Here is an 18,550-nt window from a genome sequence, read left to right as displayed (position 1 = left end):
AATACTTTCCGATGAATAAACGATTACTATATATAGCATCAGCCTTCCTTTTAAGTTTGGCTTCTTGCAACAAAGACCTTCAAACAGAACTGGCCTTCGACAATTATGAATTTGCCTCTTTAGATGAGAATGGTGGAAATTGGCAACCGATCTTGATTCCTGCGGGAGCCGCAATAGAGATTCCTGTTCCTACAGAAACAAGTTCTGCTGAATATCAAGCTGAACTGGCAGAAGTAAAAACTGCCATTCAAAATATGACCTCCTCCCAGCGGAAAAATCTGGAGAAATGGACCAATAATCCGGTGGTAAGGTGGAATGAAATCGCCCTAGAATTAATTGCGAAGTACAATTTGATTCCTGGTCCAAATCCGGACGGAAGCTACACACTCCCAAATCCGGCTAATCCTGAGGGACCTCCTGCTTTTCCCTTTGCACATCCCCCCTATGCTAGTAGGGCTTTAGCCTATTTGTCAGTGGCACAGTTTGACGGATTGGTTGCAGCTTGGCATCACAAATTTCAACATAACCGACCTGCTGCTTTTTTGGTGGACGCTAGTATTCCAAATGCCTATCCGATTCAAGACCTTCCCGCGTACCCATCGGATGGAGCAGTGATTGCCAGCAGTTCCAGAAGGATTCTCACCGCAATGTTTCCGCTGGAAGCAGATTATTTGGAGCAAAAAGAAAAAGAGCATTTGGAGAGCTTGTTCCTTTCCGGTGAATTTGTAAAAAGTGACTTGGATGCAGGGGCACAAATCGGTGTCGAAATCGCTACGCTAGCCCTGTCGAGAGCTGCAAATGACGGGATGAAAAATGCACAAACTTCCAAGGCAGTGTCTGATTCGATTGCCAATGCTGCATTTGAACGATTTGGCTGGAAATGGGTAAATCTGGAGTCCCCACAACGACCTGTCGGATTGACCCCCTTGTTTGGGAAAGTGAAACTATGGAATGTCCCTAATGTAGAAGCTACTCGTCCGATAGCACCTCCAACTCCTGGCTCGGCGGAATATGATGCAGATGTCAAACTATTGCAAGACTATGCGAAAAACAGAACCGTAGAGCGAAGACGGATTGCCAATTTCTGGCAGGACGGACTGGGCACCTACACTCCTCCGGGACATTGGAATGACTTTGCCAATCGCTTTATAATCAAATACAAATTAAATACCCTGAGATCCGCCAGAACTCTAGCCTACATGAATATGGCCATCATGGACGGAGGAATCAGTTGCTGGGATGCCAAATACTATTACCATTATCCTAGACCCATTCAATTGATAGAGGGTTTTGAGACTATCGCGGGTACCCCAAATTTTCCCGCCTATACCTCGGGCCATTCGGTGTTTTCTGCAGCTGGAGCTGAGGTGTTGGCTTATGTATTTCCTCAGGAGGCTGAATTGGTAAGGGAATGGGCAGAAGAAGCGGCGATCTCCAGAGTTTATGGGGGAATCCATTGGAGTTTTGATGCCATTATTGGCACCCAACAGGGCAGAAATGTAGCCCAATACACAATCAATCGCGCTAAAGCGGATGGTTCTGACAATTAATAAATTATCAAGAACGCGAAATCATGAAAAAATTCATATCCCTACTTACCCTTTTATTAGTGACAGCAAGTCTGGATAATGACTCGCTTGCACAAGGTTGTGTGGCAATTAGGCAATTTTCTGGAATCGGAAATTCAGTCGGACAAGGCAATCTTCTACAAAAAGGAGAATGGAATATCAGCGCCAATTACCGACAGTTCAAGTCCTTTAGACATTTTCGGGGCTCACATGAAGAGCCTGAACGATTAGAAAATGAAACTGAGGTAATCAACTGGTCCTATGGATTGGATTTAAACATTTCCTATTCCTTCTCGGATCGTTTGTATGGATTAATCTCCTTGCCGTTTGCCTACAATGAGCGCTCATCACTGTACGAACATGGCAGGACAGAAAGACACATCACCTATTCGGGTGGTTTTTCGGATATGAGAATCGGTGCCGGATATTGGCTATTATCTGGAGAGAAGGCACAAAAAGGCAATTTGGCTTTTGGCCTGGGAGTAAAATTACCGACCGGTGACTATGCTGCTACCAGCACTTTCTATAATGTCGGGCCAAACGGGGAGCCCGAAGTTCGACCTGTGGATCAGTCTATCCAGTTGGGAGATGGCGGGGTAGGACTGGTGCTCGATGCCCAAGGCATCCGAAGTGTCGGAAAGAGTACCTTTCTGTATTACAGTGGGTTCTATATGTTTAATCCTAAGAATACCAACGGGACTGAAACCAACCGAAGTCGTGAAAATGAAGCCATCATGAGTGTAGCGGACCAGTTTGGTTTTAGAGCCGGGGTGTTTCAAAATATCCCGAAAATTCACGGGCTTGGCGTTTTGTTAGGAGGGAGAGCAGAGGGAGTGCCTGTCCGGGATATTATTGGGAATAGTGAAGGATTTCGTAGGCCTGGGTATGTCATTTCAATAGAGCCGGGAGTCAGTTACATGATTGGTTCAATGACTGCCACAGTTAATGTGCCGGTGCCTTTATATCGAAACAGAACCCAAAGTCTGACAGATATTGAAAATACAACCCCAGACAGGGAAGTTCATGGCGACGCTGCTTTTGCAGATTACTTGATCAATGTTTCATTGGCTTGGAGAATTCCCAAAAAAGCTCCAGCAGTCTTTAATTCTCTTTGATCCCAACAAGCCCAATGGCAATGCTGCCACTGGGCTTGTTTTTTTATCTACAAGGTGTCGTCAGACTAGTCTTTCAAAACACTGATTTACCAGAAGATATATCCAGTATTTACTCTAAATGAGATAATTCGACCATGAAAGTCCTCTTCTACTTGGGTTTGGTTCTTTTAGTCCTCTTCGAATTTCTGAAGGTTTATTTCATTATGCCTATGCCGGGAAGCCAGCAATGGAATTCCATCGACTTCGCCTACTTCCTGCACGAATTCCGATGGGTTTTTCGGATTGTTTCATTACTGATGATTGTTGTTAGTTTGGCGCCAGCATTTTCTACTTCAAATAAATGGCTTCCAGCTTTAGGTATGATTACAGCAGTGGCCATAGCAGGAGTCTTTAATTTCAAACTGGCTGCTGATGCAATGTTTCAGGAACCTAAAGCGCTCAGTTTTCTTTCCAGGGACACCTTTGAGGAGAGTGACAGTACTTTGGTAGTCGCCATCGAAAATGGGGGAGAAGCCAAGGCCTACCCAATTCGCTATATTGTCTATCACCATCAAGTACGGGATTCCTTGGGTGGAGATCCAGTGATGGTGACCTATTGCTCAGTTTGCAGGACTGGCCGGGTATTCTCTCCGGTTGTGGATGGGAAAGTCAATGCATTCAGACTGGTGGGTATGGATCATTTTAATGCCATGTTTGAGGATTCAGAAACTGGCAGTTGGTGGCAACAGGCTACCGGAGAAGCAATTACCGGAGATGTAAAGGGTAAAAAACTAGCAGAAATTGAGTCCATCCAATTGACTGCTGGAGCTTTTTTTAAAGCCTATCCCGAGGGAAAAATCATGGCTCCGGATCCCCATTTTCTTTCGAAATATGATTCATTGGGGAAATTTGAAAAAGGAAAAAGCGAAAGCCAGCTTACTGGGACAGATCCCTTCTCGTGGAAGAATAAGTCGTGGGTAGTAGGAGTGGACTTGGCTGGCGGAGCGAAAGCCTACGATTGGAACAAGCTAAAAGAACAAGGGTCCATTCGAGATCAAGTTGCAGATCAGGAGATTGTAATTCTATTAAATCAGGATACCCAAAGCTTTGTGGTGTTTGAAATCCCGTCGGACACCAAGTCGTATCGTTGGACAGGAGACACCCTCTATCTGGATGCATCCCCCTATACTTTCACCGGAAAATCACTGGACCCATCCCAGACCGATCTTAAGCGTCTCAAAGCCTATCAGGAATTCTGGCACAGTTGGAGAACATTCCGGCCAGAAACCGACAGCCTTTAATAGACCAATCAACTTAGGCTTTTACAGGCGCATTGGCCTCATTTTTCAGACTTTGAAAGGCTAAGAAAATCAACGAAATCGCCAACACAAAAAGCAGGGCTGCAATGACTGCGAGCACATAACCTTTTTCATGAAAATTCTTCCAAGCAAACAGGCCCAACGATGCCAGTGTCACTGTAAACATGAAAAACATCGGAATCATCACGAAAGTGGCGGGTATTTTCTTACGAATCAGCCATACAGCAATCGTCAACAAGGCTAATGCTGCCAGAAGCTGATTGGCTGATCCGAAGATCGGCCAAAGTGTACTGAATTCACCGGAAGCCAAAAGCAGAATCGAAAGGACAACCACTACGCCTGTAGATAAGTATCGATTCGTGGCAAGGACTTTGGCCGCAGGCTGTGGCATATCCTCAAAATATTCCTGCAAAGTAAATCTGGCAAGTCGGGTACATGTATCCAAAGTAGTCAAAGCAAATGCGGAAACGGTTAAGGCCACAAAGCCGATAGCAAATGATTCAGAAATGCCAAGTGTGGAAATCATTCCTCCAATACCATTAGAAAAAAGTGCCACGGGTCCTTCGGTTCCCAGCCTTCCAGCGTATTCCTCCCGAGTAAGCACAGCTACTGCACCTACGGAGATAATGGCCAAAAATGATTCGATCAGCATACCCCCAAACCCCACCACTTTGGCATCACTGACTTTATCCAGTTGCTTCGAGGTAGTGCCTGATGCCACAAGCGAATGAAATCCGGAAATGGCGCCGCAGGCGATAGTGACAAACAAAACAGGAAACATATAGCCCAGATTTTCACTAGAGGTCTGGATCTGAGAACTCATCTCTATTTGGGGATTGGCAATGAAAACCCCCACCACTGCCGCGATCATCATTCCATAGAGCAGGTAGCTATTCAGGTAATCACGGGGCTGAAGCAGCAAGCTGACAGGTGTGACAGAGGCCAGAAATGCATAACCCAATAACGCCAGGATCCAAAAATTGTAATCCATGACAAATGGAAGCTGAGTACCTAAATAGACGAAATAGTACATCAAAACTACACCTACGATTGTGAGCAGGACAAAGGCAAGTTTGCTCGAACCTACCAATCTGTTGACAAAGCCAAATGCCACCGCTAATAGGATAAATAGAATGGAGGCAGATGCTACACCTGGATTAGCAATGAAGGTTTTAGCGATGATATCTGAAAATACCCCGATGACGAGAATCAATGTGGAAAAGCTGAAAATCACAAAAAGTTGCTTTCCTTTTGGTCCAATTTGATTTCGGATGATGACTCCGATTGATTTTCCATCAGTTCTCAAAGAGGCAGCCATACTGCCCAAATCATGCACTGCACCAAAAAAGATTCCCCCGACTAAAATCCAGATCACCGCTGGGATCCACCCGAAAGTCACCGCAATGATTGGCCCCACAATGGGACCAGCACCAGCAATGGAAGCAAAGTGATGTCCAAGTACTACTATTGGTTTGCTGGGTTCATAGTCGACACCATCACGCAGTAAATGGGAAGGGGCTTTTTTGGAGTCGTCCAGACCAAATTTTTTATATACAAAGTTTCCGTAAAATCGGTAGGCAGCAAAAAGTACAAGAGCGGATATCAGGAGCAGAAGAGCAAGACTCATAGGTTACAGGGCAAATGGTGGGCTGAAAGTAATCAGAAATTGAAATTCGGAATCTTTTCAATAAAAAGTACAGCAGTTCACGGATTTTTAAGCTAAGCAGAAAAACTAAATAAATGGAATTCAATCTATTTGATAGCGAAGCGTGCTACTTTTGCAGGGACCAATGGAAATAAAAGAATTCAAATATTCCGCCAATTTTTGCGAAGAAAATATCTGGCACTTGTGCAAAAATCCGGCTTTGGCTGATTTTTCTAAAAAAGTGCTTATTGTATCGAATAGCCGGAGTTATTGCCCTTTTAGATTTCAGAAATCGATCAATAATTACGAGACTGTCTGGTGGAATTACCATGTGATTTTATTGGCCTCAAAATCCGGATCAACTTTGGTTTATGATTTTGATTCTACCTTGCCTGTCCCCGTCTCGGGCTTGGAATACATGCGTCTGACCTTTGGTGAAACTTTAAATTTTTCTGAGGATCTATTGCCTTGCTTCAAGGCTTTGGATGCCAGCGATTACTTGAATTCCTTCGTTTCAGACAGAAGTCACATGAGAGATAAGGATGGAAATTGGCTTTCTCCTCCCCCTCACTGGCCAAGCATCGGTCAAAATGGAGATCTTCCATTACCGGCATTAATGGATTTTTCTCAATCCAGCAGAGAGCGAATTTACAGCCTCGAGGAAATGATTGCCTTGGTAACCTTGCTCAGTACTCGAGATTGATTTTATAGCTGAAAATCAACTAATTGGCTTTAATTAGAGTCTAACTTTTCCTGCTTTGACACCCTAGTTTGGGGATCAAATTGTACGTATGTTTTAAAAAGTAATAATTGAACAGAGACCGGGTAAGGTTTTATTTAATGGATAATCGGCCTAAATTTGCGTCCTTTGACTTGTCAAAAACTTGATTTAACAATTCTCTATGGCTTGGTTTAAAAGAACTGACAAAGGCATCAAAACCTCTACTGCAGAAAAGAAAGATGCTCCCGATGGACTTTGGTTTAAAACACCAAATGGAAATATCATTCACACTAGGGAGCTGAAAAACAATGCTTTCGTCTGTCCTGATGATGATTTTCATGTGAAAATCGGATCCAAGGAATATTTTGAGATCCTTTTTGACGGGAATAAATTCACTGAACTGGATGCTAAAATGACCTCCGGAGATCCTTTGAATTTTACCGATACCAAACCTTACTCTTCCAGAATAGACGCTACAATCAAAAAAACCGAACTCAATGACGCAGTTCGTACCGCCCATGGCAAAATGAATGGCCTAGAGATCGTCGTCGCTTGTATGGATTTCAATTTCATAGGTGGATCTATGGGTTCGGTGGTCGGAGAGAAGATAGCCAGAGCAATCGATCACTCGCTGAAACACAAAGTACCTTTTCTGATGATTTCCAAATCAGGAGGTGCCAGAATGATGGAAGCCGGATTTTCCCTGATGCAGATGGCAAAAACATCTGCCAAACTCGCGCTCTTGGATCAGGCCGCCATTCCTTATATTTCCCTTATGACCGATCCTACTACAGGAGGTGTGACTGCTTCCTATGCCATGTTGGGTGATTTTAATATCGCCGAACCTGAGGCTTTGATCGGATTCGCTGGGCCAAGAGTGATTAGAGAGACTATCGGTAAGGATCTTCCCAAAGGTTTCCAAAGCTCAGAGTTTGTGTTGGAACACGGATTTCTTGATTTCATCATCGATAGACGGCAGTTGAAAACACGATTGACCACTTTGCTAAACCTCCTGAACAATTAATCAGTTATCACAACAAAATACCTCTGGAATCAAGCCAAATTTGAATGCCTAGTTGGCCTGTTTTCTGGATTAATAAATATATTTGTGCACCCAATAGGGGTTCAATCCATACGAATAAGTAAAACCAAGATTTCATGGGTTCTGTAATTATTACTTCCATTGTAGCATTTACGATAATTATTTTGCTACTGGTATTTATCCTCCTGTTTGCTCAGTCTAAGCTGGTGAATTCTGGAGATGTGAAGATTGTCATCAATGGAGATGAGAGTAATCCAATTGTAGCCTCAGCGGGCACAAGTTTACTTTCGACATTAGGCGGTCAGAAGATTTTTCTTCCTTCAGCCTGCGGTGGCGGAGGTACATGCGCCATGTGTAAGTGTGTGGTAGAAGATGGTGGAGGTGATGTTTTGCCTACAGAGGTTGGACACTTAAGCCGTGCCGAACAGCAAGGTAACGTCAGACTTGCATGCCAAGTGAAGGTGAAGCAGGACATGAAAATCCGAGTTCCTGAAGAAATTTTTGGAATTAAAAAGTGGGATTGCGAGGTAGTTTCCAACTACAACGTTTCTACTTTTATCAAAGAATTCAAGGTGAAATTGCCAGAAGGTGAAACACTTCATTTCGAATCCGGAGGATACATTCAGGTAGACGTTCCTGCAATCACAGTCAACTTCAAGGATATGGACATCACTCCGCATCCTGAGCTGGGTCACCCTGCAGACGTTTATAAAAGCGATTGGGACAAGTTTGGACTTTGGAGCTTGGTCATGAAAAATGACGAGCCGCTATTCAGAGCATATTCCATGGCTAACCACCCTGCAGAAGGAAACATCGTCATGTTGACTATCCGTATAGCTACTCCACCTTGGGATCGTGCAAATAACCGCTGGATGGATGTAAATCCTGGAGTCTGCTCCTCATACGTGTTTGGAAGAAAGCCAGGTGATGTCGTAACGATTTCTGGGCCTTATGGTGAATTCCACATTAATCCTACCGAGAGAGAGATGATCTACATCGGTGGTGGTGCAGGCATGGCTCCCTTGAGATCCCATATTTTCCACTTGTTCCACACGGAGAAGACACATCGCAAAGTTTCCTATTGGTATGGTGGTCGTTCTAAGAAAGAGTTGTTCTACGTACCTCACTTCAGAGATATTGAAAAGGACTTCCCTAACTTTAAGTTTTACATCGGTTTATCTGAACCTCTTCCAGAAGATAATTGGAATGTGAAGAAGTCTTTGGATGACGAAGGTGATGGTTACGTTGGATTTATCCATCAGGTATTGTTTGATAATTATCTGAAGAATCACCCTGAGCCAGATGAAATTGAATACTACCTCTGCGGACCTCCATTGATGAATGCTGCAGTACTGAAGCTTCTTGATGATTTGGGTATACCAAAAGAAAATATCCGATTTGATGATTTCGGAGGTTAATAGTTAAAAAAGATCCCGCTTCGGCGGGATTTTTTAGTTTAGTGCCTTTTTTGATTATTTTTAAGTTCAATTCCGGCCCCATGAATTGGATCTATACTCAAGCATCACAAACGGGGATGACTAGAGGCCTAGCGAGAGTCTACCTGTTTGGCGACGGGGAAATGAGGTCCACCAAATGCAAAATAAAAATCCATGAATATTCATTCCCTTTTTGAACCTGTAGCAGACTTTCTACTAGAAAAAAAATATCCTGATAACTCATTTTTCCATCAAATACATGTCCATGGTGAGAATTTCCCAGACCTAAAAGGAATTCAGATTGCACTCGTAGGAATCAAGGAAACTCGTGGCGCCAAGCAATCCGAAAGTATCGAAAGAGGAAGTTCAGAGATCCGGGAAAAGCTATATTCATTGAAGAAGAGTCTTGTGCCCTATCGGATTGCTGACTTGGGAGACTTGATATCCGGTGCGACATTGAATGATACGTACCAGCATATCCGGCAGGTAGGCGATGCGCTGATGAAGCAGCAGATTTTGCCGGTGTTCTTTGGTGGATCCCACGATCTGGACTACGGTCAGTATTTGTCTTATCAAAAAATGAAAAAACTGGTCAGTTTGGTCACTATTGATGCCAAGGTGGACATGGAGGAATCAGGGCCAGAGGATGACCGACATACCCAAGAGATTGTTCTCCACCAGCCGAATTTCCTTTTCTCGTATACTCATCTCGCCTATCAGAGTTTTTTGGTGGATCCTACATTGATCAATGTCATGGAGAAACTTTACTTTGACCATGTAAGACTGGGACAGGTTCGCGATAATTTTAAGGAAATAGAGCCGCTGATCCGTGACGCGGACTTGTTGAGTTTTGATCTTTGTGCCATACAGTCTGCGGATGCACCCGGTGCTGTGGATGCCCAGCCTTTTGGCTTGACGGCAGAGGAGGCTTGTCAGATTTTTTGGTTTGCCGGCATGAATGAGAAGCTGAGTTCGATCGGACTTTATGGCTATGATCCGTATTATGATGATGCCAATAACAAATCTGCAAAAGTAGCCGCAGTGATGATCTGGTATTTCATCGAAGGATTTTACTCTAGAAAGGACAGCCTTTCCTTCAAGAGCGCGGATTACATTAAATACACTGTATCTCTGGACACCAAGCCAAATACACTTGTTTTCTACAAGAGTAAAAGAAGTGGCAAGTGGTGGATGGAAATCCCCCAAAATGAGACAGAACGATTTGACCGGGTGAGCACGGTTCCATGCAGCTATTCCGATTATCAGCTCGCGCAAAAAGGCGAGATTCCCGAACGTTGGATCAATGCCCAGATCAAATTGTATTGATGAAGACTTATACCAGGCAACAACTTGCTTTGAGAAATGGGCAGGACAAGCCTGAAATTTGGGTGGCGTATAAAGGGTTGATTTACGATGTGAGCAGTTCAAGACTTTGGAAAAAAGGGATGCACTATGAGCATTGGGCAGGGCAGGATTTGACCAATGAACTGGCCGATGCTCCTCACACCGAAAAAGTATTTGAAAAGTTTCAGGCCATTGGCCAACTTACCTAATATGATATTAATTGCAGATAGTGGTTCCAGTAAGACGGACTGGAGAGTAATTCACAAAGATGGGAAGATCAGTCAGCATCGCGGCGTAGGTTTCAATCCCTATTACATGACTTCTGAAGAGATGGCGATTCAGATGCGCCATGATTTTCTAATCAATTTGGAATCCGAGATAGAGGAAATTTACTTTTATGGTGCGGGCTGTTCTGCGCCGGATCGTAAGGCGGAGGTATCATCCGCCTTAGGTACAATTTTTCATCAGGCTTCGATTCACGTCGATCATGATCTAGCTGCAGCTGCTCATGCTACCTGTGGCCATCATGCAGGTATCGCTTGTATTCTTGGTACTGGGTCCAACAGTTGCGATTACGATGGCAAAGACATCATAGCCACCCGGCCTGCTGCAGGCTACATCTTAGGGGATGAGGGAGGTGGATGCTACGTGGGTAGGCAATTTCTGGTAGATTTTATCCATGACGAAATGCCAGAACACATCCGCAAAGCGGCCATTGATCGCTTCCACATCACTCAGAACATCATCCAGGATCATGTTTATAGGCAACCCTTTCCCAGTCGATATATGGCGAGCTTTTGTCGATTTATCACTGAAAACAAGGCGGATCCCTATTGCTATGGGCTTTACTACAAATCCTTCATGGATTTTTTTAAGAAGCATATTTTCAAATATTCCGACTATCAAAACAAGCCAGCAAATTTTGTTGGGTCTATCGCCTACTACAACAGTGATATCCTAAGAAAAGCTGCTGCGGACGTTGGAATTCAGGTCAATATTATCATCGAGAGTCCGATTGCAGGGTTGACATTGTACCATCAAGAATTACTTTAAACCTTAAATTGAGCTGGAAAAAGGTCTGAAACTAACCCGAATACCAGCCAAGCCTGATTTTGTAAGCCAATAAACAGGAGGCTTTTTAAAAAAAAAGATACCTATGAAAACCACCGAAAGCAGTTCCAATTATGAAAATCTGGATCAAATGGACAGCATCGAGCTTCTTCAGCATATCAATGCCGAAGACCACAAAGTAGCTCCTGCTGTCAAAGCAAAAATTGAAGTGATTGCTGCATTGGTTGACCAGATAGTCCCTCGAATGAGAGAGGGAGGGCGATTGTTTTACATTGGTGCTGGGACAAGCGGAAGGCTGGGGATTCTGGATGCATCCGAATGTCCACCTACCTACGGAGTGCCTCATGATTGGGTGATCGGTTTGATAGCCGGTGGCGATGCTGCCATCCGAAAGGCCGTAGAAAATGCGGAGGATGATCCGGAGATGGCCTGGAAAGACATTCAGGAATATGGGTTCTCGGCGCTAGATACAGTGATCGGAATCGCAGCCTCTGGCTCCACCCCCTATGTCATCGGAGGTGTAAAGACTGCCCGGCAAAAAGGATTACTTACCGCCTGCATCACCTGCAATGCTGATTCGCTTTTGGCGAGGGAGGTGGAATATCCTATTGAGGTGATCGTTGGACCTGAGTTTGTCACTGGAAGTACACGCATGAAATCAGGCACTGCTCAGAAGTTGGTGCTCAATATGATCTCTACCGCTGTGATGATCCGGCTGGGCAGAGTGAAAGGAAATAAAATGGTCGATATGCAGCTGTCCAATGCCAAACTCGTAGATCGGGGAACAAAGATGATAATGGAAGCAACAGGCTTGGACTATCAGTCTGCGAATGATTTATTGATTTCTGAGGGTTCTGTCCGAAATGCAACAGAATTTTATTACAAAAACAAGGGTCAATTGTAGTGAATAGTTGGAAAGGATGCTGATTATAAATGCTTTTAGCGTATCTTTGCAGCCCAAATAAGCGTTTGAAATCCAGCTGCTTATTCTTCACCACAAACTACAGCAGTGATGCTGCATACTATGAAAAAAAACAATTCAAGAAAGCCGTTTTTTAACGACGACCGCAACGATTCTTCCAAATCATCCGGAAAATCTGATTTTTCAGCAGGCGGATCCCGCTTTGACAAAGGAGAAGGAAAATTCTCTTCCAAAGGCAAATCTTTTGGAAAAAAGGATGATTCCTTTGGCAAATCTTCCTTTGGTAAAAAAGACGATTCATTTAGCAAACCCTCGTATAGTAAGCGTGATGACTCTAAGTCTACCTACGGTAAAAAGGACGATTCCTACGGAAAGAAATCTTTTGGCAGTAAGCCAGATTACAGGTCAGATTCAAAGCCATCGTATGGCGACAAGCCAAAGGGAAGGTTCTTTAATTCTGATGAAAAGGGCAATGAGAAATCAGGGTTTGGAAAATCCAGCTCTGGAGATTTTGACCGAAAGCCATATTCAGAGAAGCGATTTGACAAAGGCGAGGGCTTCAAAAAGAAATTTGACAAAAGAGAAGGATCAGATTTCCCCAAGAAGTCTTTTGGAGACAAGCCGGACAATTTCAAAAAACCAGGATTTGGACCAAAGAAGTTTGAAAAGCGCGAAGGTTCGGACATACCAAAGAAAACATACGGAGACAAGCTAGACCGCTATCCAAAGCGGGATTCTGAAGAGCGAAAATTTGGGAATGAATCAGCTCCACGAGTGGAGAAGCCCTTCTTCAAAAAAGATTTTTCCGAGGACCAGACTCCAAAGGAACACACTGAGCGTCTAGTCTACAAGGGTAGAGGACGGGATCAAAAACCTGTGTTTGCTCCCGAGCAACCTAAGTTTAACGAAGAGAAGCCAGCTGAAAAGCGGGGTTTTGGAAAAAATAGACCCAATCGTCAGCCTCTGGATATCGAGCGACCTGATTATAACTTTGATGCACTTCCTGCGCGAAAGGTAAAAGGTAAAGAAGATTCCGACTCGCTCAGGCTTAACAAATACATTTCAAATTCGGGTATCTGTGGAAGAAGAGAAGCGGATGATTTGATAGCTAGAGGACTGATCACTGTAAATGGGCAAGTGATTACCGAGATGGGATATAAAGTCAAAAAATCTGACCGCGTGATCTATCAGGGTAAGAAAATCAATCCTGAGAAGCCTGTCTATGTCCTTTTGAATAAGCCTAAAGATTTCATCACAACCACCGATGATCCCATGGAGCGTAAGACGGTGATGAATCTGGTAGGTAATGCCTGTGAGGAGCGAATCTTCCCAGTAGGTAGACTGGATCGGAATACGACTGGACTCCTACTTTTTACCAATGATGGTGAATTGACCGCTAAGCTATCTCACCCATCCAATGAGGTCAAAAAGATCTATCAAGTGACTATCGATAAGCCATTGACTCATAACCATGAGATCGAAATCCGTGAAGGATTGACTTTGGAAGATGGTGATGTGAAAGTTGATGATATGCAAGTATTATCGCTAGACAGAACGATAATCGGTCTGGAAATCCACGTCGGTAGAAATCGGATCGTAAGAAGACTATTTGCACACTTAGGATATGAAGTCACTGCGCTGGATCGTGTGATGTATGCTGGATTGGATAAAAAAGACCTAAAGCGAGGACACTATCGGTTTCTTACTGAGCAGGAAGTGATTCGACTCAAGTACTTTACCTAATAAACTTAAAAAGGCTCCAAATTGGAGCCTTTTTTATGTGAATGCTTTCAACTGTTGCAATAATTCTCTTTTGGTAATCATCCCGCCTTTTCTCCAGAGAATTTTTCCTCGCTTGAATAAAATGTAATGCGGAATAGATCGGACGGCAAACTGCTGGGAAAGCTGGGGATGCTTGTCCACATTGAGCTTGAGCAGTTTGATCTTTCCATCCAGTTCAGCCAAAACCTCCTCCAAAACCGGATTCATGGTTTGGCAAGGTCCGCACCAGTCTGCGTAGAAATCAACCAAAACCGCATCCTGACTTTTGGAAATGATATCTTTTGGGTTCTTCTTGGGCATGGTTAAAATGATAATGGTGAAAAGTTAAAGGATAAGAAAGAAAATAAAGAACTAACCATGAATTCAATACCCTTCTACGAAGAAAAGGCTGCCCTTGTAGAAAGGCAGCCTTTAAAATTCGATAAAATTTCTGGAATTAGTTTCCGCTAGGAGCAGCTCCTGCAGGTCGAGTTGGCATGGTTAAGCCAAGCTTAGCGACTACCAATTCAGTGAATTTGTCTTCTTCTTTGGTGTAAAGCAAAACTGGGGATTGTCCAGCTGTCTCTGCGAAGATGTGCGTGTAGTTATTTTCAGCAGCTACGGCATTGATCGCATTGATCACTTTGGTCTGAACTGGCTCAAGCAATTCACCCAATTTACGCTGATAGGAAACCTGTGCATCCTGCTCATATTTCTGAAGATCATTTTGAAGTTTTGTCAATTCTGCTTCTTTGGCAGCTCTAGCTTCTTCAGTCATAGTCGGAGCAGCTTGCTGGTAGGCCTGTACCTGTCTCTGGAAGTCTGCAGCCTTGGTTTGGATGTTGGTTTGCAGTTGAGTCTGGTAATCTTGAATATCAGCTCCGATTTGCTCCATTTCTGGCATCAGATCCATGATAAACTCGACGCTCGTGTAGCCGATTTTCACTTCTTGGGCTTGAGCTGTAAATCCTAGGAATAGCAATGCCACTGCGGATAGGATAACTTTTACTTTCATATTCATAAAATTTGTTTTTGAATGGTACTTTGGAATCTTGCAGTATCTAGATATTTCGAAGAGTGATATTCGGAGACCTGCTCGATTTCATCTGTTTATTAGTTGTTTTTTTGTGGTCAGATGAAATGCCCTAACTATTCATGCCCTTTTTGAGAAGGCTTTATCATGAGCATTTCATCATTTGTTGTTTGTATTTAATTGTTGTCTTCAATTCCCAATTCTTCCAGGACAAACTCAGAGTAGTCATGTCTTGGATCTGTATAGATGATGGCTGATGGACCAGCTGCCTTGTCAAATAAGAAACCTAGATTATTTCTTCTTGACACCCGCTCAATAGCTTCGTAGATCTTGGACTGTAAGGGTTGGAGCAGTTCTGCCTGCTTTTGATAATACATTCCGTCGATACCAAAGATGCGGCTGTTGAATTCCTGCGAAGCTTTTTGCTTTGCCTTGATTTCATTCAGCCGTTGCTGGTACATCTCTTCTGTCAATAAAACCTCCTCGGCCTTTAGCTGAGTAGTAAGTTCTTTAATTTCTTGATCCAATCTTTGTGCCTCTTTCTTCCAATCATTTCCCAATTGGTCCAGCTGCTCTTGGATTACTTTATAGTCCGGATGCTTGTTCAGTATGTATTCTGAATCAATATATCCGATCTTTTGAGCTGTTAATGAGCCACCTTGGATCAGAAAGAGCAGCAAAAGTACAATTTTCAGCGATTTATTCATGTCTCGGTTCAGATTTCACTTGGCTTAATTCGGGAAAAACTAGGCATTAATTTTTGCATAAATTAACTAAACGAACATCTGAATTCAAGATTATCTGAATTGCTGACCAATTGTAAAGTGGAATTGTGGTCCGCTTCGCTGCAATGACCCTGGGATCGGATCAAATCCATATCCCCAATCCACTCCCAATAGACCAAAGGCAGGCATGAAGATACGAGCTCCGAATCCAGCCGACTTCTTGAGGTCATAGGGATTGAAATCCTTGTACGAGCCCCAATTGTTTCCTGCCTCGGCAAATGCCAAAAGGAAGATTGTAGCAGAAGGATTAGGGGAAACCAAGAATCGCACTTCCGTAACAAATTTATTGTACACGACTCCTCCGTAAGGATCAGGATTGTCAGAACCTCTTGTCTCTCTACCTGGTGTGATCGATTGATTTTCGTACCCTCTTAGGCCTATGATTTCTTGCCCAAGGGCAAAGTTATTGAAGGTCATCCCATCACCACCCATTACGAAACGCTCAAGTGGAATAATCCCGATCTTATTTCCATAGGAACCTAAAAAGCCCATGTGCGCTCGAGCACTTGCTACCCATTTGCTAGACCCGAGAATTGGGGTATAGAAAGAAGCATCGAACATCCACTTGTGGTATTCCAGCCACTGGTATTTATCCTGGTCATCAGATTCTGAAGAAATGTCTTTGTTCAATGATGCATAAGGTGGAGTGAATTCTGCGGATAGCATGATATTCGATCCCAGTCTTGGATAGATGGTATTGTCTACGTTGTTTCTGGCGACGGTAGTATTCCAGGTGATACTTTTTGAGTTCCCAGTTGGATAACTCAGACCGAATGAAGTACCGAATTCATCGAATTCATAGTTTTGGAACTGCAGGGAATTACTGATGCTGAAGTAATCATCAGGCCAAGTCACTCGCTTGGCCAAGCCAAGTGTGACACCCGTGATTTTGAAGAAGCCCAATTCATTTCCCAGATTATTCTGATTGAAGAAGTCTACCTGACGCTGTACGGAATGGTTGAAAGAGAAACTCAATGCATTTGGCTTTCTTCCCCCAAACCAAGGCTCAGTTAGTGAGATTGAATAATTCTGGAAAGTTCTTCCGTTAGCCTGAACCCGCAGGGATAGCTTCTGACCATCACCTACAGGGAGTGGATCCCATTTACTAAAGTCACCAATATTTTTGACTGAGAAATTATTGAATACCAGACCGACAGTACCTACGAAACCGTAGAAACCTCCCCAACCTCCGGATAGCTCAATTTGGTCATTTGGCCGCTCTTCGAGTTCGAAGGTAATGTCTACTGTAGCAGCTTCAAAGTTGGGTCTGAGATCCGGGTTGATCTTCTCTGGATCAAAATAGCCCAAAGTGGAAAGTTCTCGAATGGTACGTACCAAGGCACTTCTGTTGAACTTTTGACCCGGGAGAATTCGGATTTCCCGCATCACCACATGGTCAGAGGTCCTTTCGTTGCCTTTGATATTGACACTGTTTACCGTGACTTGAGGGCCTTCGAATATCCGCATCTCCAGATCGATAGAATCCCCAACCACGTTTACTTCTACAGGATCGATGGAGAAAAACAAATAGCCATTATCCTGGTAAAGAGAACTGACATCATCTCCTTTTTGTGGATCGTAGTTGAGTCTCTTGTCCAGTTTTTCTTTGTCATAGACGTCACCTTTTTGAATCCCGAGCTTAGCCATTAGCACTGTGCTTGGATGGATGTAATTGCCTGTAAAGGTGATGTTTCTGTAGAAATATTTTCTACCCTCTTCTACTTCGATGTCGATATTGATTTTGTCGTCAGAGAAATTGTAGACCGAATCATTCTGAATTTTCGCATCACGAAAGCCTCGACTGTTGTAGAAGTTGATCACATTGTCTTTGTCGTTTCTGTATTCTTTGGGGATATACTTCGATCCGTTGAAAAAATTGAGTTTGAAATTTTTGTTGATGTAGCTCTTCGCATCCTCCTGAGAAGCAGAGTCCGTGTGGAGCAGTGAATTTTTTATGCTAGCCGCATCTGCCTCGGTGATTCGAGTATAGACATCCCTGAAAATGGCCACCCGAGCGTGCTCCTTGGTTTTTTTCATTTTCCCTTTCAATGCGCCATCAGAGATTTCATCGTTGCCGTAAAATTTGATTTCATTGATCTGGACTTTGGAATTGATGTTGATATCAAATCTCAGCTTGACACTGTTAGGAAGCGTGGTGTCCCGGTCTTGGTAGATTTTGACGTCGGTATTGAGATAGCCTTTGTCCAAGTAATATTTTTCAATATTTCTTTTGGCAGTGTTGAGTACATCGTCACGAACTACCCGGCCGCGGATGTTGACTTTGTCTCGGAGTTCGCTTTCTTGAGTTTTGTTGATTCCATTGAACTCTACATTTGAGAACCTCGGACGCTCGGTCAGGTCAAGTAAGAGATAGATATCTTCGCCTTCAATCTTGGTGACAAGGATTTTCACGTCTCCGATGATTCCCTGTCTCCATAGTTTTTTCAATGCATTGGAAATGGATTCACCTGGGACCTCTATGCGGTCATCTACTTTCAGTCCGGATAGGGAAATTATCGCAATTTCATCGAGCGTGGTCAATCCCATTGCTTTGATTTCAGCAATTCTGTATTTCTGGGGCTTGGCGTAATTCAACTCCAGAATATCAATAGGTTTGGTGGATGCATACCGGCTTTGGCCCAGACGGATCTGGGAAAATGCCGAACCCGACACTATCAATAACAGCAGAATCAATAAACTTCTTTTCATAGTATTAAAATTTGACCTATTAGGCCATACCTGCTCGCCGGCAGGCAGGTGGAATCTCACATGGCTTCTATCGATCCTTTTAGGGTCATATCAGTCCTGC

The 18,550-nt window shown here is 43.6% G+C and carries 16 protein-coding genes; 11 read left to right on the top strand and 5 right to left on the bottom strand.

Annotated elements, in window-relative coordinates; genetic code table 11:
- The first annotated feature begins 11 nt into the window (after window positions 1-11).
- From DK188_RS11200 to DK188_RS11190, 3 genes are all read left to right on the top strand, one after another.
- Entirely contained in the window at window positions 12-1,550 is a 1,539-nt protein-coding gene (locus DK188_RS11200) for a phosphatase PAP2 family protein (RefSeq protein WP_111670903.1), read from the top strand.
- Between the two features lie 23 nt (window positions 1,551-1,573).
- Window positions 1,574-2,683 carry a transporter gene (locus DK188_RS11195; RefSeq protein ID WP_111670902.1) on the top strand — a complete coding sequence of 370 codons (1,110 nt, stop codon included), beginning with the start codon at window positions 1,574-1,576 and terminating at the stop codon, window positions 2,681-2,683.
- Window positions 2,684-2,817: 134 nt separating this feature from the next.
- Window positions 2,818-3,963: a DUF3179 domain-containing (seleno)protein gene (locus DK188_RS11190; protein WP_111670901.1), complete on the top strand. Its 1,146-nt coding sequence runs from the start codon at window positions 2,818-2,820 to the stop codon at window positions 3,961-3,963.
- A gap of 13 nt (window positions 3,964-3,976) precedes the next feature.
- On the opposite strand, the gene DK188_RS11185 is transcribed toward DK188_RS11190, so the two are convergent.
- Window positions 3,977-5,608 (bottom strand): carbon starvation CstA family protein, encoded by a 1,632-nt coding sequence (locus tag DK188_RS11185; protein ID WP_111670900.1) that lies wholly within the window; start codon window positions 5,606-5,608, stop codon window positions 3,977-3,979.
- A 163-nt stretch (window positions 5,609-5,771) separates the two neighbouring features.
- Here DK188_RS11185 and DK188_RS11180 point away from each other — a divergent pair, with 163 nt between their 5' ends.
- From DK188_RS11180 to DK188_RS21805, 8 genes are all read left to right on the top strand, one after another.
- Window positions 5,772-6,329: a protein N-terminal glutamine amidohydrolase gene (locus DK188_RS11180; protein ID WP_111670899.1), complete on the top strand. Its 558-nt coding sequence runs from the start codon at window positions 5,772-5,774 to the stop codon at window positions 6,327-6,329.
- A 199-nt stretch (window positions 6,330-6,528) separates the two neighbouring features.
- On the top strand, window positions 6,529-7,371 hold the full coding sequence (accD, locus tag DK188_RS11175; protein ID WP_111670898.1) for an acetyl-CoA carboxylase, carboxyltransferase subunit beta: 843 nt from the start codon (window positions 6,529-6,531) through the stop codon (window positions 7,369-7,371).
- A gap of 134 nt (window positions 7,372-7,505) precedes the next feature.
- Entirely contained in the window at window positions 7,506-8,807 is a 1,302-nt protein-coding gene (gene nqrF / locus DK188_RS11170) for an NADH:ubiquinone reductase (Na(+)-transporting) subunit F (protein ID WP_111670897.1), read from the top strand.
- 192 nt (window positions 8,808-8,999) lie between these two features.
- On the top strand, window positions 9,000-10,151 hold the full coding sequence (locus tag DK188_RS11165; RefSeq protein ID WP_111670896.1) for a formimidoylglutamase: 1,152 nt from the start codon (window positions 9,000-9,002) through the stop codon (window positions 10,149-10,151).
- Window positions 10,151-10,378 (top strand): cytochrome b5 domain-containing protein, encoded by a 228-nt coding sequence (locus DK188_RS11160; protein ID WP_111670895.1) that lies wholly within the window; start codon window positions 10,151-10,153, stop codon window positions 10,376-10,378. The genes DK188_RS11165 and DK188_RS11160 overlap by 1 nt, the downstream gene beginning before the upstream one ends.
- Window position 10,379: 1 nt before the next feature.
- Window positions 10,380-11,222, top strand: a complete 843-nt coding sequence (locus DK188_RS21470; RefSeq protein WP_157963221.1) for an N-acetylglucosamine kinase — start codon at window positions 10,380-10,382, stop codon at window positions 11,220-11,222.
- Between the two features lie 103 nt (window positions 11,223-11,325).
- Entirely contained in the window at window positions 11,326-12,144 is an 819-nt protein-coding gene (gene murQ / locus DK188_RS11150) for an N-acetylmuramic acid 6-phosphate etherase (RefSeq protein WP_111670894.1), read from the top strand.
- A gap of 120 nt (window positions 12,145-12,264) precedes the next feature.
- Entirely contained in the window at window positions 12,265-13,905 is a 1,641-nt protein-coding gene (locus DK188_RS21805) for a pseudouridine synthase (RefSeq protein ID WP_111670893.1), read from the top strand.
- A gap of 33 nt (window positions 13,906-13,938) precedes the next feature.
- On the opposite strand, the gene trxA is transcribed toward DK188_RS21805, so the two are convergent.
- From trxA to DK188_RS11125, 4 genes are all read right to left on the bottom strand, one after another.
- Window positions 13,939-14,244, bottom strand: coding sequence for a thioredoxin (trxA, locus tag DK188_RS11140; RefSeq protein WP_111670892.1), 306 nt, complete (start codon window positions 14,242-14,244; stop codon window positions 13,939-13,941).
- Window positions 14,245-14,380: 136 nt separating this feature from the next.
- Entirely contained in the window at window positions 14,381-14,938 is a 558-nt protein-coding gene (locus tag DK188_RS11135) for an OmpH family outer membrane protein (RefSeq protein ID WP_111670891.1), read from the bottom strand.
- Between the two features lie 194 nt (window positions 14,939-15,132).
- Window positions 15,133-15,663, bottom strand: coding sequence for an OmpH family outer membrane protein (locus DK188_RS11130; protein ID WP_111670890.1), 531 nt, complete (start codon window positions 15,661-15,663; stop codon window positions 15,133-15,135).
- A gap of 90 nt (window positions 15,664-15,753) precedes the next feature.
- Window positions 15,754-18,450 (bottom strand): BamA/OMP85 family outer membrane protein, encoded by a 2,697-nt coding sequence (locus DK188_RS11125; RefSeq protein WP_111670889.1) that lies wholly within the window; start codon window positions 18,448-18,450, stop codon window positions 15,754-15,756.
- Between the last annotated feature and the right edge of the window lie 100 nt (window positions 18,451-18,550).

It is taken from the genome of Algoriphagus litoralis, from assembly GCF_003259255.1.
Lineage (GTDB): Bacteria > Bacteroidota > Bacteroidia > Cytophagales > Cyclobacteriaceae > Algoriphagus > Algoriphagus litoralis.
This window is presented reverse-complemented; position numbering and strand designations above follow the sequence as displayed.

What these genes read in the sequence shown, in the direction of transcription:
- DK188_RS11200 (WP_111670903.1), top strand. Translation starts at nt 12, where the DNA reads ATGAATAAACGATTACTATATATAGCATCAGCCTTCCTTTTAAGTTTG.
- DK188_RS11195 (WP_111670902.1), top strand. Translation starts at nt 1,574, where the DNA reads ATGAAAAAATTCATATCCCTACTTACCCTTTTATTAGTGACAGCAAGT.
- DK188_RS11190 (WP_111670901.1), top strand. Translation starts at nt 2,818, where the DNA reads ATGAAAGTCCTCTTCTACTTGGGTTTGGTTCTTTTAGTCCTCTTCGAA.
- DK188_RS11185 (WP_111670900.1), bottom strand. Translation starts at nt 5,608, where the DNA reads ATGAGTCTTGCTCTTCTGCTCCTGATATCCGCTCTTGTACTTTTTGCT.
- DK188_RS11180 (WP_111670899.1), top strand. Translation starts at nt 5,772, where the DNA reads ATGGAAATAAAAGAATTCAAATATTCCGCCAATTTTTGCGAAGAAAAT.
- accD (WP_111670898.1), top strand. Translation starts at nt 6,529, where the DNA reads ATGGCTTGGTTTAAAAGAACTGACAAAGGCATCAAAACCTCTACTGCA.
- nqrF (WP_111670897.1), top strand. Translation starts at nt 7,506, where the DNA reads ATGGGTTCTGTAATTATTACTTCCATTGTAGCATTTACGATAATTATT.
- DK188_RS11165 (WP_111670896.1), top strand. Translation starts at nt 9,000, where the DNA reads ATGAATATTCATTCCCTTTTTGAACCTGTAGCAGACTTTCTACTAGAA.
- DK188_RS11160 (WP_111670895.1), top strand. Translation starts at nt 10,151, where the DNA reads ATGAAGACTTATACCAGGCAACAACTTGCTTTGAGAAATGGGCAGGAC.
- DK188_RS21470 (WP_157963221.1), top strand. Translation starts at nt 10,380, where the DNA reads ATGATATTAATTGCAGATAGTGGTTCCAGTAAGACGGACTGGAGAGTA.
- murQ (WP_111670894.1), top strand. Translation starts at nt 11,326, where the DNA reads ATGAAAACCACCGAAAGCAGTTCCAATTATGAAAATCTGGATCAAATG.
- DK188_RS21805 (WP_111670893.1), top strand. Translation starts at nt 12,265, where the DNA reads ATGAAAAAAAACAATTCAAGAAAGCCGTTTTTTAACGACGACCGCAAC.
- trxA (WP_111670892.1), bottom strand. Translation starts at nt 14,244, where the DNA reads ATGCCCAAGAAGAACCCAAAAGATATCATTTCCAAAAGTCAGGATGCG.
- DK188_RS11135 (WP_111670891.1), bottom strand. Translation starts at nt 14,938, where the DNA reads ATGAAAGTAAAAGTTATCCTATCCGCAGTGGCATTGCTATTCCTAGGA.
- DK188_RS11130 (WP_111670890.1), bottom strand. Translation starts at nt 15,663, where the DNA reads ATGAATAAATCGCTGAAAATTGTACTTTTGCTGCTCTTTCTGATCCAA.
- DK188_RS11125 (WP_111670889.1), bottom strand. Translation starts at nt 18,450, where the DNA reads ATGAAAAGAAGTTTATTGATTCTGCTGTTATTGATAGTGTCGGGTTCG.